We start from the raw sequence: 14,037 nt of genomic DNA, 5'->3' as shown, positions 1-14,037 counted from the left end.
GCCGATCTTGGTTAGACCGCGTCCAGCTTCTCCTTGATCGCCAGTAGGTCGCGCCAGGCGTCGCGTTTTTGCGCCGGCGAGCGCAGCAGGTAGGCCGGATGGTAAAGCGGCCGTGCCGGGATCGGCCGGTCCAACCCCCGGCATGCATACTCGTACCACAGGCCGCGGAGGCGCATGATCCCGTCCTTGCGGTCGAGCATCGTCTTGGCCGACGAGCCGCCGACCAGGACCAACACCTGCGGCCGGACGAGTTCGATCATCCGTTCGACGAAGGGCAGGCAGGCGGCGATCTCGGCGGCGGTCGGGTTGCGGTTGCCGGGCGGGCGCCAGAACAGGATGTTGGTGATGAAGAAGCTGGTCCGGTCGAGCCCGATCCACGCCACCATGCGGTCGAGCAACTGGCCGCTGACACCGACGAAGGGTAGGCCCTGGCGGTCCTCGTCCGCGCCCGGGGCCTCGCCGATGAACATCACCCGTCCCTCCGGATTGCCGTCGCCGAAGACCGTGTTGGTCGCTGTACGTTTTAGAGCACAGCCGTCATAGGCCTCGACCGCCGCCTTCAGTTCCTCGATGGTAGCCGCCGATTCGGCGAGCCGCCGGGCGCTTTCGATGGCCGCGTCCGGTGACAACACGACAGCCGCCGGCGCGCGCCTTTTTGCCCGCGGCGGCGTTGGCGGTTCCACCGCCGCCGCCGCGTCCGGCTCGGCCTTGCGCGTGCGGTCGATGGGACGGTCACCGATAGCTTCGTCGGCGCCGGCCTCGACATGCCAGCGCAGCATGACGGCGGCGTCCGATTGGCTATCTTTTTGCGAATCCGGCATGGCCTAAATCTATCACCTGCGCTATGTGATAGGAACTGCGCGCGGTGCGGGGGCATCACGGCGGCCGCGCGCGGTCCATACCATACTCTGGGAGCTCGGTGTTGGGCCTACAACACCGCGCCCCACGCGGAGGAGAGGCGATGGAACGCGAAGCGATGGAATATGACGTCGTCATTGTCGGCGCCGGCCCATCCGGCCTGGCGGCGGCGATTCGGCTCAAACAACTGGCCGCCGAAACGGAACGCGAGATCAACGTCTGCGTCGTCGAAAAGGGCTCCGAGATCGGTGCCCACATCCTCTCCGGTGCGGTCATCGAGACCCGCGCGCTCACCGAATTGCTCCCCGATTGGCAGGCCCTGGGCGCCCCGCTGCGGACCCCGGCGACGGAGGACCGGTTCCTCTTTCTCACCGCGTCGCGGGCGATCAGGTTCATCACCCCGCCGCAGATGAACAATCACGGCAACTACATCATCAGCCTTGGCAATCTATGCCGTTGGCTGGGCGAACAGGCTGAAGCCGCCGGCGTCGAGATCTATCCCGGCTTCGCCGCCGCCGAAGTGCTTTACGACGGCGATGGCCAGGTCATGGGTGTCGCCACCGGCGCCATGGGCGTCGGCCGCGACGGCGAACCGACCGACAATTTCGAGCCCGGTGTCGAGCTCCATGCGCGGCAGACGATCTTCGCCGAAGGCTGCAGGGGTTCGCTGACCAAGACCCTGTTCGAGCGCTTCGGCCTGCGCGACGACTGCGATCCCCAGACCTTTGGCCTCGGCATCAAGGAATTGTGGCAGGTCGACCCTGCTCAACACCATGCCGGACGGGTCGTCCACACCATCGGTTGGCCGCTCGACAACAAGACCTATGGCGGATCGTTTCTCTACCACCTCGAGGACAACCAGGTCGCGGTCGGCTTCGTCATCGGTCTCGATTACGAGAACCCGTATCTCAGCCCGTTCGAAGAATTCCAGCGCTTCAAGACCCATCCCGCCGTCCGGCCGATATTCGAGGGCGGGACGCGCATCGCCTATGGCGCGCGTGCCTTGAACGAGGGCGGCTTCCAGTCGGTCCCCAAGCTCACTTTTCCGGGCGGGCTGATCGTCGGCGATTCGGCAGGCTTCCTCAACGTCCCGAAGATCAAGGGCACCCATACGGCGATGAAATCCGGCATGCTGGCGGCGGAGGCGGTGGCCGAATTGCTGGCCGCGGACGGCGTGGCCGAGGCGGTGGCCTACCCGGAGCGGCTGAAGGCGAGCTGGGTGTGGTCCGAGCTCAAGAAGGTGCGCAATATCCGTCCCGCCTTTCACTGGGGGCTGTGGGGCGGTTTCGCGATATCGGCGCTCGAGACGGCGACGCTCGGCATGCTGCCCTACACCCTGCACAACAGGGCCGACAATACGAGCTTGAAGAAGGCCGCCGAATGCACGCCGATCGACTATCCGAAGCCGGACGGCAAGGTCAGTTTCGACCGGCTGTCCTCGGTCTATATCTCGAATACCAACCACGAGGAAAACCAACCGGCCCACCTGCAATTGAAGGACCCGGCAGTGGCTATCGAGGTCAACCTGGCGCTCTACGACGCGCCCGAGCAGCGCTACTGTCCGGCCGGCGTTTATGAAATCGTGCGCGACGATGACGGCGCCGAACCGCGTCTTCAGATCAACGCCCAGAATTGTGTCCACTGCAAGACCTGCGACATCAAGGATCCGACCCAGAACATCAATTGGGTGACACCGGAAGGCGGCGGTGGACCCAACTATCCGAATATGTAGGGTCGATTTTGTTGCGCCGCGACGCCAACAATGATCATGGTATGGCCGTATTCGGGCAGCTAGACTGCGGCACCGCGACGAGCGGAAAATCCGCCGATTGTGAAGACGGTAATATGAGACGATTTAGAACCTTTGATGGAAGCGCGGCGTTACGCCGCATCACCGGTGGATTGGCGGCCATGGCGGTCGCCGCCACGGTCATCGGCGGGACGCCGATGGCGGCGGAGACTCCGGCCGCTACCGATGCCGGCGGCTCGGGCGAAACGCTGACCGGCAGCTACCTCGCCGCCCATCACGCCGAGTTCCTTGGCGACTCCGCCGCTGCCGCCGAATATCTCGGCCGGGTGCTCGAGGCCGATGCCGACAATCCCGACCTGCGGCGGCGCGTTTTTGTCCACCTGGTCTCGTCCGGCCGGATCGAGGACGCGTTGGAGGTCGCCGAAGGGATCGAAGGCAGCGGTCAGACGGCGGCCCTGGCAACCATCACACGGGCCGTGTCGGAGGCGCTTGCCGGCGAATATGGCGAGGCCGAGAGGTTGCTCGATAGTCCGATGGCCGGCAGCTTTGGACAGGTCATCGCGCCAATGCTCCAGGCTTGGGTCAAGCAGGGAGCGGGTGATAGCGAGGCGGCGATCGGGGTTCTCGAGGAACTCCAGAAAGACGAAGGGTTCAAGCTCTACGGCAGTTTCCATGCGGCGCTGGTCCATGACGTTGCCGGTAATGCAGAGAAGGCCGAGTCCAGTTTCGCCGCGTCCATGGTCGAAGGAGAAACGCCGTCCCTGCGTCTCATCGAGGCCTATGTTTCGTTCCTCGCCCGTGCCGGCCGAATCGACGATGCCGAGGCGATCCTCGACCAGGTCGCGGCCGAAAACCGCGAAGCGATGCCGGTGGCCGCGGCCCGCGAAAACCTCGCCCGCGGCCAGCGAGCGCGACCCTTCGTTGGTTCGGCGACCGATGGCCTGGCTGAGGCTCTGTTCGAGGTGGCGGCCGAATTACGTCGCGAGAATGCGCCCAATGTCGGCTTGATCCTGGCGCGGCTCGCGGTCTATCTGCGTCCTGATTTCGACTTCGGCCACGTCCTGATCGCCGAGATCCTCGACGACCAGGGTCGGGTCGAGTCGGCGATCGAGAGCTATGACCGGGTGCACGAGACCTCGCAATTGGGCTGGCAGGTCCGGGTGCGGCGGGCCGAATTGCTGAGCGAAATCGGTCGCACCGACGAGGCCATCGCCATCCTCGAATCGATGGCCGCGGAACGCGGCGACCGGCCCGAGCCGTTGATGCGGATGGGACACATCATGCGTGGCGAAGAGCGCTTCGACGACGCGGTGATCGCCTATGACCGCGCCGCCGGCCGCATTGCCACTCTGGAGCCGCACCATTGGTCATTGCTTTACGCCCGCGGCATCGCACTCGAGCGATCGAAGGATTGGGTCCGCGCCGAAGAGGACTTCCTGCGGGCGTTGGAATTCAATCCCGATCAGCCCTATGTCCTCAACTATCTCGGCTATTCGTGGATCGACCAGGGTGTGAACCTGGAACGCGCACGCGAGATGATCGAACGCGCGGTCGAACTGCGGCCACGGGACGGTTATATCGTCGACAGCCTGGGCTGGGCCCTTTACCGCATGGACGATTTCGCCGCCGCCGTCGATCAGCTCGAGAAGGCGGCCGAATTGAGGCCCGAGGATCCGGTCATTAACGACCATCTCGGTGACGCCTATTGGCAGGTCGGTCGCCACCGCGAGGCGCGGTTTCAATGGACACGCGCCCTGTCGCTCAATCCGGAAGAGGACCAAGTCGAGGTCATTCGCGACAAGATCGAAAACGGCTTGGCTGCCGAAACCGACGCCGAACAGGACAGCTGATCTCTGACCCCGTGCGCATGTCCGGTGCCCTTCGATGACGGACCATCCCCTCGCCATTGCCGCGCCGGCGAAAATCAACCTCTACCTCCATGTCGTCGGCCAGCGCGACGACGGTTATCACGAACTCGATAGCCTGATCGCCTTCGCCGGTATCCACGACACAATTTCGCTCGAGCCCGCGGCGGCGGTTGAATTGACGGTCGGCGGCCCGTTCGCCGATGCACTTGACGGCGAAGGCGAAAACTTAGTCCTCGATGCGGCGCGAAGTCTTGCGGCCCGTTGCGGCGTCGAAGCCGGCGCCCGAATCCACCTCGAAAAGCGGTTGCCGGTAGCGTCCGGAATCGGCGGCGGCTCGGCCGACGCGGCGGCCACGCTGAAAGGGCTGCGGCAATTGTGGGAGGTCGCGATGCCCGAGGCGGCTTGGGCCGAGCTGGCGCTCGATCTCGGCGCCGATGTGCCGATTTGCCTGCACGGCCGGGCGGCCTATATCGGCGGCATCGGCGAGCGGATCGATGCGGCGCCGAATCTGCCGGCGACCGCGATGGTGCTGATCAATCCCGGCGTCGCGGTGCCGACACCGGCGGTGTTCAAGCGCCGCAGCGGACCGTTTGGCAGGCCCGACCGGCTCGGTTCCGAGGCACCGACGTCAATCGATTTGGCGACTGCGTTGGCCTCCCGTGGAAACGACTTGTTCGACGCCGCGCGCGCGCTCGAGCCGGTCATCGGTGAAGCGGTCGATCGCCTCGCCGCTGCCGGCGGCTGCCTGTTGGCGCGGATGTCGGGCAGCGGTGCCACTTGCTTCGGCCTGTTCGCCGACCGCGAATCGGCGGCGGCCGCGGTTGCCGTGATTACCGGTGAGCGCCCGGGATGGTGGATCGTGGCCACTGAATTACTGTCGACGACGGAGGGGCACAGCGCGGAAACCGCCCGGTACTGATCGTTTCGGCGTTTATTCCCCGGTCGTGTTGCGCAAATTGCTGAGCAGACCGGCCGTCGCCTTGCCGCTCACCAGCATGCCCTGGGTTTGCTGGTATTCGCGAATAGCGGCCGCGGTCTGCTCGCCGCTGATGCCGTCGGCCTTGCCGACGTCGTAGCCGAGGGTCTTCAGTAATTTTTGCACCTCGCGGACGCCGCCGCGGTCGAGCCGCGCCGAGCTCTGTTCGCTGCTGGCGGCGATGGTTTCGGCGTAGCGGCCGATCAGCTGATCGGCGAGTTGCCGCTGCGCCGGGTCGAGCCGCTCGGCGATCGTCGCCGCCTTTTTTATCGCTTCACTGTGGCCGGATGCCGCGGCGAGGCCGAAATAGCGATAGGCCGTTACCGGGTCGGCTGGAATGCCGAGGCCCTTTTCGTAGATGATACCCAAATTGTACTGCGCCTCCGCCAGGCCCTGGTCCGCGGCGGCGGCGAACCAACGCCGTGCCTGGGCGAAGTCGCGCGGAATGCTCTTGCCCTCCGCATAGGCCAGGCCGGCATTGTATTGGGCTGCGACATGACCCTGTTCGGCGGCGGTCAAATAGAGCAGGAGCGCCTCGATCTCATCGAGCGGCACACCCAGGCCTTGTTCGTACATGACGCCGAGATTGTATTGCGCGTTGGCGTTGCCCTGCCGCGCGGATTCGCCGAACCAGAAAGCCGCTGCCTCATAGTCACGGGAGACGCCGAGGCCCTGGATGTAGATCAGGGCCAAATCGTGCTGGGCGTCGGGGTCGCCGCTCTCGGCAACTTCGATAAAAGCGGCGACACTCGCCGGCACATCCGCGGGCGCGGGCGGAGATTGGCGCACCGGACCGATTTCGGTCGGGGCCTCTTCGATGGGCGCCGCGTCGGTCGGCGGCAGGGCCGCCTCCTGCGCCACAGGGCGCTCGGCCTGAACCGCTTCGACGGGGGTCTCCTCGGGCACCGACACGGCTTGCTCCCGCGCGGCCTCGCGCTCGGCCGGCGGCTCTTCTTCGCTTGCCCGCACGCCGCTCGCCGGTATCGTCGTGTCCTCACCCAGGATATCTCGACTCGAAATGACGCGCGGCGTTGCCGGTTCCGGCGCATCGGCGGCTGCGACATTCGCGGCCCGTTGTTCGGTGTCCGCCGCGACCGGCGGGGAAGGTTCGGCGGCGGCCACATCCACGACCTGCGGTTCGGCGCTCGCTTGAACCGTCGGGGCGGCCTCGGCGTCCGGCCCGTCCTCTATCGGCGCTGTGAGCGAGGCAATCGCCCGCCCGACCGATGCGCGATCGCCGGAGACCGGATCAGCGGGCGGATTTGCCGGCGCCGGCGGCGCTTCGGCGATCTGCGCCGCGACGGCCGGTGTCGCGGCCGGGTCCGGCTCTGTCGGCGCGATCGATTCGGCAACAGTTTCGGGCCTTCGAACGGGGACCACCGGCGGCGGCGCGGGAGCCGGCGATGCACTGTCGCCGGCGCCCGGCAACGCGGCCGGTTCTCCGGAAACCTCGGTCGCCGCGGCTGCGATTTGGGGCTCGGCGGACGTCTCGGGCTCCGCGGGCACCTCGGATTCGGCGGTCGACGCGGGCTCAGCCGGCGAGACGAGTTCAGCCGACATTTCCGGTGCGGCGTCGGCGTTCTCGACGTCGCCATCCGCCGCACCGTTGGCGCGCATTGCCTGGTCGGCCGCCGCGCCGGCGTCGGCCATGACCAGAACCTCGGCCGCCGGGGCGGCGGGTGGCTGGCCGGGCACTAGCGCTGCCACTTCGGCGATGCCCGATATCACCGCGACCGAACTCGATGGCGGCGCCTCGACGTCCCCCGCCACGGTCGGTTCCGGCGGCAGCGGCGGCGGCGATGTGTCTACGGCTGCGGCGGTCACCGTCGGCGGCGATGTGGGCACGGCCGCGGCGGTCACCGTCGGCGGCAGTTTCGGCTTTGGTGCCATGCGCGGCGGCGGTGGTGTTGTGCCGATCAGAGTCGTGGCGGTTTCCGCGGCCGTGCCGTCCGCCCCGTCCTCGTTTGTCGCCACCGGCTCGGGAGCGGGCGGCAACGCCGGTGCGGACGCCGGCTCCGTTGGTGCGGCGACGGTCCGAGCGGCCGCCACGGGTACATCGGCTTGCTCGGCCCCGATCGGCGCCATGGCGCCGGTGTCGATGGCGGTCTCGCCCATGGCAGCCGGCGTTTCGGCCTCGTCGGTGGTGGCAATTTCGGCAGCCGCGCTTGTCTCAGCATCGTCGTTACCCACCTGGGCGACGGGCGGTTCCGCTATTGCACCCGCCGCAGCTATCGTCTCGGGCGGCGATTCGGGCTCGGCCGCCGCTACCTCGGGCGCCGCTTCGGGGGTGTTTTCGGTTCCGCTCGACGGATCCGGTTCGGTTGCGGCCGGCGCGCGCGCGGCAGTCTCCGTGGCCGCCGTCGAGAGCGCCGGCCCATCTTCGACTTCGTCATCGCCCGTGGCAGTCGCGGCGGTGGTCTCCGTGGCCGCCGTCGAGGGCGTCGGCGCACCCTCGACCTCGTCATCGCCGGCCGCCGGCGGCGTGGACAGGTGATCCGGGGTTTGACGAATCGCCGCGATTTCGGTTGGGGTCGGCACCGACGGTGCGACCTCCGGTGGCGGCAGTACGATCGGTGCCGTCGATATTGCGGCCGGCGACGGCGCGCCCAGTCGCTCGAGCGGCGCGGTGGTGCGGGTGGCGACCGCGGGCGCATCATCGCCCACCCTAGCGGGGCGCACTTTCGGTTCGACCGGCGGCGGCGGCGGTGCGTTCAGCCGCTCGCGGTAGGCGCGCTCGGTTTCGCGCGGATCCGGCGCTTCATGGGCCGGCAGGACAGGCACCTGTTCGGTCACCAGCGCATTGAGCGGCGGTTCGGTCGGCGACGGTTGAGCGGCGGCATCCGCCGGCGCCGGGTCGGCGGCCACATTGGCGACGGTGGTCGCCGCCGCCGCGGGCTCATCGGCGGGTGGTGCGACGGCGGGTTCGGGATCGGCGACGGTCGCCACGCGCTGCTCCTCTACCTCGAGTGCGGCGACCTCGGGTTCCGGCGCCGTGTCCGGCGACGACTCGATGAGATTCCAGATGATCGCGCCGACCATGACGACGACCAGCGCGGCGACGGCGGCGCGTCCGATCGCGAGCGCCCTGGTGGTGGCCGGGGACACCGGCTGATAGGGGCGGGGCGTCAGGGCCTCGACGATCTTGTGGGCCGGCGCCGACGGCGGCGCATCGTCGGCTGCCGCGTCGCCAGTTGCCGGATCGAAGCTCTCGCCGCTCTCCGTCGGTGAATCGTCGGCGGCCGAAAGCGGGGCCTCGATGACCGGATCGGCGGTCTCGGCCGGGCGAGCCTCGGCCGGCGGCGCCGTGTCGCTCACCGCGTCCCGGTGGCAGGCTTCGACGATGGCCCGACGCACCCACTCCTCGACCGACAAGCCGGCGGCGCTCGCGGCCGCCTCTGCTGCCGCAATCGCCTCGTCGTCGATGTCAGCGACGATCCAATCCTGACCTGGGGTCATCGAGTTACCGCCCGGGTGTGCTGCGATAGAGCCGACGCCGCCCTGGGGAGAACGCCATCGGACTACCCACTATACTGGCCCATCAGGGTCAAAAAAAGGAACCAAAAAAGGACGTTAGTGGAAAGATGGCGAGTCCGCGCCGGCGCTCTGCAGGCGGTAGGAAACGGCGCCGCCACCGACCGGCGTGACGGTGACGGTGACGGCGGTTTCGTCGATGTGGCGCGTCACCGTGACTTCGGCGTCGAATAGACGGCCCAGTTCGGCGGCCGCGGCGTCGATCCCGGCGCCGGTACCGGGCGTGATCCGGTTGGTGGCGTCGACGACGGCACGAACGCGCTCTAGCGGCAGGTCGTGGGCGGCGATCATCCGGCTCACCGGTTCCGCATACACGGCGCCAATCATGGTTAGCGCCCGATCGATATCGAGCGTGCCCGATTCGACCCGCTCGAGCACCGGTCCCGGCAAGGCCAGCAGGGCGATGCGGTCGCGCACTTCCTGGCGATTCAGGCCGGCAATCTCCATCAGATCGTCTTCACCGAGACCGCCGCGACGCAGCAGCCAGCGGCATGATTCGGCGGCGGCGACCGGCGCCAAACAGTTGCTCATCAGCATTTCGATGAGCGTGAGTTTGATCACGTCCTGATCGGAGAGTTCCATGACCAGCACCGGCAACTCGTCCCGTCCGCTCGCCTGGGCATGTTTCCAGCGCGCCAGCCCGGTGACGAGTTCGAAGCGTCCGTCGCCGTCGGGAGATGGCCGCGCGATAACCGGCGTCAACATCTCGGCGGCCTCCGGGGTCACCGCCTCCAGGCCCTGAGCGAGGCCGGTTTCGTGTTGGAATTGGCCGAAGCCCAAATTCTCAACCGCGATCTGCCGCGGCGCCGGGTGCGGCGCCGGGAGAAAACGGAAAACGAGCGCCGAAACAGGGGCCGGCGGTGAATCGTCGGGCTCCGCCGTCGTGGCGGTCATCGCCGCTTGGATGCGCGCCATCAGTTCTTCGGTTGGCGTCGACACGGTGCCGGCCGGGGACGCGCCGTCGGCATCGCGCTGCCGCTCGATGGCGCGAGCCAGCCAATCCCCGAGCGGCACACCATCGCGGCGCGCCGACTCTTCGGCAAGCGCGCTCACGTCCGGCGGAATCTCGGACAAAGTCCAACTGGCCATGACGAATGGGGCCGTTCCCCCATAACCCTTCGATCGATGATTATAGCACGGCGCATAGCCGCCACGAACAACCGACATCGCCTTTTGCGGCGCGTCAATATTCGCTAGGTTGAAGCGGCAACTTAGCGAAGGGATAACCGGATGACCGAACGGGTGGCCTTGATCACCGGGGTGACCGGACAGGACGGTGCTCATCTTGCCGAGTTTCTGCTCGGCAAGGGCTATGTCGTGCATGGCATCAAGCGGCGGTCGTCGTCCTTCAACACCGCGCGCGTCGACCACCTCTACCGCGACCCCCATGAAAGCGGCGTGCGGTTCTTCCTGCACTATGGCGACCTTACGGACGCCACCAACTTGATCCGCCTGGTGCAGGAAACGCGACCGACCGAGATCTATAATCTGGCCGCCCAGAGCCACGTCCAGGTCAGCTTCGAGACCCCGGAATACACCGCCAATGCCGATGCTCTCGGCACGCTGCGTCTGCTCGAGGCGATCCGCATCCTCGGCCTGGGTGACACCACGCGGTTCTACCAGGCATCGACGTCGGAGCTCTATGGCGACACGCCGGTTTCGCCGCAAAACGAAGCGACCCCGTTCCAGCCGCGCAGCCCCTACGGTGTCGCCAAGCTGTACGCCTATTGGATCACCGTCAACTACCGCCAGGCCTACGGATTCCATGCCTCGAACGGCATCCTGTTCAATCATGAGGGGCCGCTGCGCGGCGAAACCTTCGTCACCCGCAAGATCACGCGCGGCGTCGCGGCGATCCACCGCGGCCGGCAGGAGATTTTGTTCCTCGGCAATCTCGACGCGCGGCGCGACTGGGGTCATGCCAAGGATTATGCCGAGGGCATGTGGATGATCGTCCAGCAGGGCGAGGCCGACGACTACGTGCTCGCCACCGGCGAGAGCCATTCGGTGCGGGAATTCGTCGAGAGTGCCTTCGGCTGCGTCGGGCGGACCATCGAATGGCAGGGCGCGGGGGCCGACGAGATCGGCGTCGACGGCGACAGCGGCGCGGTCCTTGTGCGTATCGACGCGCGCTATTTCCGGCCCACCGAAGTGCCCCACCTGCTGGGCGACCCGGCCAAGGCGCGGGATCGGCTGGGCTGGAGCCACCGGGTCGGTTTCGAGGAATTGGTGCGCGACATGGTCGAAGCCGACCTCGCCGCCATCGACAACGAGAACAGGACCTATGGCAACGAAACCTGAGGTGACGTTCGACCTTGCCGGGCGCCGGGTATGGGTCGCCGGCCATGGCGGCATGGTCGGCCAGGCGTTGGTCCGCCGCCTCGCTGGGGAGGGTTGCGAAATCCTCACCGTTCCCCGCCGCGAGGCCGACCTCCGCGATCAGGCGGCGACCGAGGCGTGGATCGCCGACAACAAGCCCGACGCCGTGTTCGTCGCCGCCGCCACGGTCGGCGGGATCCTCGCCAACGACAGCCGGCCCGCCGAGTTCCTTTACGACAACCTGATGATCGAGGCCAACATTGTCCACGCCGCGTGGCGCCATGGGATCGCCAAGCTGCTGTTCCTCGGCTCGTCCTGCATCTACCCGCGCGAGGCGGCGCAGCCGATGCGCGAGGAGGCGCTGCTGACCGGGCCGCTCGAGCCGACCAACGAATGGTACGCCGTCGCCAAGATCGCCGGCATCAAGCTGTGCCAGGCCTATCGCCGCCAGTACGGCGCCGATTTCATCTCCGCCATGCCGACCAACCTCTACGGCCCGGGCGACAATTTCGACCTGCGGTCGAGCCATGTCGTGCCGGCGCTGATCCGCAAATGCCACGAAGCCAAGGCGGCGGGTGGCGATAGCGTCGAGATCTGGGGCACCGGCACGCCGCGGCGCGAGTTTCTCTATGTCGACGACCTCGCCGACGCGCTGGTCCACCTGATGCGGGTCTATTCCGGCGACGACCATGTCAACGTCGGCGGCGGCCAGGAAGTCAGCATCGCCGAATTGGCCGAGACGGTCGCCGGGGTGGTCGGCTTCCGCGGCCGCTTCGATTATGATTCATCGAAGCCCGACGGCACGCCGCGCAAGCTGCTCGACGCCTCTCGCCTGGCCGCGCTCGGCTGGCGGGCGGAGACCTCGCTCGGCGACGGCCTTGCGGTCACCTATGACTGGTTTCGGCAGGAACGGGCGCCGGCGGCGGGCTGACTTGCCATTGCCCCATCGCGCGCCCGGTGGTAAATGAACCGCCCTCAGCGATGGGGCGTAGCCAAGTGGTAAGGCAACGGGTTTTGGTCCCGTGACCGCAGGTTCGAATCCTGCCGCCCCAGCCAAGCTCCGCTCGACGGTCGACCGTAGAGCGTGATCGAATTGGGTCGGATTGTCATCGCGAGGCCGGGTGAGCGGCCGCGGCGATCCAGTCACCACGCCGATCTCCTGATCCTGGCCTATGTTCTGGATTGCGTCGCTCCGTTCGCAATGACGTTACGCTTCGATTCGAGTTAATTTCATCCCGCGCTATTCCGGCGTCCGGCACCAGACGTGATACATGCCGGCGAAGGCCTTCGGGTTGCGTTCCTCGAAGACGTCCCAGCCGGCGAGATCGGTCTGCGTCGCGTCGTCGGGAAAGTTGGCGCGGTAGCGCGGCGCGACCGTGGGATCGGCATGCTGCAGGCCGATGAAGTCGAGGCCGAGCCGGTCGAGCATGGCGCCGATCTCGGGCAACGAGAAGATTCTCCTGAGCACACGCCAGCCGTCAGCCCGGGGAGGTCGGCCTGCGGACGGCATCGGTCTCGGTTCGGCGTGATGCCTGCCGATCGTGTCGGGCGTTCGATCACCAGACCGGCCCGAGAGATCGGATGGCGCCGTTCCTGCCGCTGAACGAGCCTTGGTTCGCCTTTCCATCGGTCAGTGCTACTATGGCCCGCAGCCGCTGAAGGGAGCATGCCTAGTCCCGTTTTGAAGGTTTCGCCAAATTCGAAGGAAGACGGATTATGGCAGAGCGAAGACTGGACACGGCTAGTCCCCGACTTGTGCGGTGCATCGAAGATGCAAGTTAGCGAAGCCACCACTGCGGGCCTAACCAATACACCGCGCCGGAAGCAGTGCCATTGGTATCGTTACCAAAGTCACCTATCAGTGCTACGTTGCCTAATAGCGAGACGTCACTGCTAAAGTAGTGTTCCGCTGCGTCATCTGTGGTTATGACCTTGGTCTGTTGCACCCAGACACCGTCGGATCCTAGCGTAAAGAGATAGGCCGCCTCGGATCCGCTGCCGATTAGCATCATGTCGCCCGACAGCGAAACTGAAATACCGAACCCATCGTCAACAGCGCTATCAAAGGGCACTATTCTTGCCTGTTGTGTCCAGATACCAGAGGCATCGCGCGTGAAGACATAGGCCGAGCCAACCAGGCTGTCACCAAGGATGCTACCTGTGGCACCGATCAGTACCGTGTCCTCAGACAGCGAGACGGAGTTACCAAAGTACTGATCGGCCTTGCCGTCTGAGGCTGTCAACTTAGCCTGTTGTGTCCAGATCCCAGAGGCATCGCGCGTGAAGACATAGGCCGAGCCAGAAGCGTCACCGCGGTCGTCATCGTTGTCTGCCCCGACTAACGCGGTGTCATCGGACAGCGCAACCGACTTGCCAAACTCGTTATCTGCGCCGCCGTCAGAGGCCAATAGCTTCGCCTGTTGTGTCCAGATACTAGTGGCATCGCGCGTGAAGACATAGGCCGAGCCGGAGTTATTGCCATTGTCATCGTCTAAGGCGGCTCCAATTAACGCCGTATTGCCCAATATAAAAACCGAATGACCAAACCAATCACTCCCGGTGTCATCGGCGGCTGTCAACTTAGCCTGTTGTGTCCGAGCTATAACCGAATCTTGGTGATGGCGTGATGTAGAGGCGGCGTATCCTGGCGATGTTGAGGTCGCCGATTTCCAAGAAGGAAGGATACGCCATGTACGAAGATAGAGTTGTTTCGTTTTCCCATCCAGGTGAGATTT

The 14,037-nt window shown here is 66.2% G+C and carries 10 protein-coding genes and 1 tRNA gene; 6 read left to right on the top strand and 5 right to left on the bottom strand.

The window, feature by feature from the left end; all coding sequences use genetic code 11:
* Positions 1-11 precede the first annotated feature (11 nt).
* Positions 12-821, bottom strand: coding sequence for a uracil-DNA glycosylase (locus tag GY791_04440; GenBank protein MCP4327670.1), 810 nt, complete (start codon positions 819-821; stop codon positions 12-14).
* 140 nt (positions 822-961) lie between these two features.
* On the opposite strand from GY791_04440, the gene GY791_04435 reads away from it, so the two are divergent.
* From GY791_04435 to GY791_04425, 3 genes are all read left to right on the top strand, one after another.
* Positions 962-2,590: an electron transfer flavoprotein-ubiquinone oxidoreductase gene (locus GY791_04435; GenBank protein MCP4327669.1), complete on the top strand. Its 1,629-nt coding sequence runs from the start codon at positions 962-964 to the stop codon at positions 2,588-2,590.
* 113 nt (positions 2,591-2,703) lie between these two features.
* The gene (locus GY791_04430; GenBank protein MCP4327668.1) at positions 2,704-4,458 is read left to right on the top strand and encodes a tetratricopeptide repeat protein; all 1,755 of its coding nucleotides are present in this window, start codon (positions 2,704-2,706) and stop codon (positions 4,456-4,458) included.
* 34 nt (positions 4,459-4,492) lie between these two features.
* On the top strand, positions 4,493-5,395 hold the full coding sequence (locus GY791_04425) for a 4-(cytidine 5'-diphospho)-2-C-methyl-D-erythritol kinase (GenBank protein ID MCP4327667.1): 903 nt from the start codon (positions 4,493-4,495) through the stop codon (positions 5,393-5,395).
* Between the two features lie 12 nt (positions 5,396-5,407).
* On the opposite strand, the gene GY791_04420 is transcribed toward GY791_04425, so the two are convergent.
* Both GY791_04420 and GY791_04415 read right to left on the bottom strand, forming a co-directional pair.
* Positions 5,408-8,908: a hypothetical protein gene (locus GY791_04420; protein MCP4327666.1), complete on the bottom strand. Its 3,501-nt coding sequence runs from the start codon at positions 8,906-8,908 to the stop codon at positions 5,408-5,410.
* Between the two features lie 114 nt (positions 8,909-9,022).
* On the bottom strand, positions 9,023-10,072 hold the full coding sequence (locus tag GY791_04415) for a ParB N-terminal domain-containing protein (GenBank protein MCP4327665.1): 1,050 nt from the start codon (positions 10,070-10,072) through the stop codon (positions 9,023-9,025).
* A gap of 141 nt (positions 10,073-10,213) precedes the next feature.
* On the opposite strand from GY791_04415, the gene gmd reads away from it, so the two are divergent.
* The 3 genes from gmd (at position 10,214) to GY791_04400 (ending at position 12,358) form a co-directional block, all read left to right on the top strand.
* The gene (gene gmd / locus GY791_04410; protein MCP4327664.1) at positions 10,214-11,284 is read left to right on the top strand and encodes a GDP-mannose 4,6-dehydratase; all 1,071 of its coding nucleotides are present in this window, start codon (positions 10,214-10,216) and stop codon (positions 11,282-11,284) included.
* A complete protein-coding gene (locus GY791_04405; GenBank protein MCP4327663.1) occupies positions 11,268-12,233 on the top strand; it encodes a GDP-L-fucose synthase in 966 nt (321 codons plus the stop codon). Before gmd ends, GY791_04405 begins: the two co-directional genes overlap by 17 nt.
* A 51-nt stretch (positions 12,234-12,284) precedes the next feature.
* A tRNA-Gln gene (locus tag GY791_04400) sits at positions 12,285-12,358 on the top strand.
* Between the two features lie 184 nt (positions 12,359-12,542).
* On the opposite strand, the gene GY791_04395 is transcribed toward GY791_04400, so the two are convergent.
* Together GY791_04395 and GY791_04390 are read right to left on the bottom strand one after the other, a co-directional pair.
* The gene (locus tag GY791_04395) at positions 12,543-12,770 is read right to left on the bottom strand and encodes a hypothetical protein (protein MCP4327662.1); all 228 of its coding nucleotides are present in this window, start codon (positions 12,768-12,770) and stop codon (positions 12,543-12,545) included.
* Between the two features lie 310 nt (positions 12,771-13,080).
* Positions 13,081-13,881 carry a hypothetical protein gene (locus tag GY791_04390; protein MCP4327661.1) on the bottom strand — a complete coding sequence of 267 codons (801 nt, stop codon included), beginning with the start codon at positions 13,879-13,881 and terminating at the stop codon, positions 13,081-13,083.
* Between the last annotated feature and the right edge of the window lie 156 nt (positions 13,882-14,037).

It is taken from the genome of Alphaproteobacteria bacterium (genome assembly GCA_024244705.1).
In the GTDB taxonomy this organism is placed as follows: Bacteria; Pseudomonadota; Alphaproteobacteria; order JAAEOK01; family JAAEOK01; genus JAAEOK01.
The sequence above is the reverse complement of the archived record's forward strand: the minus strand, read 5'-3'. Positions and strand labels throughout refer to the sequence as shown.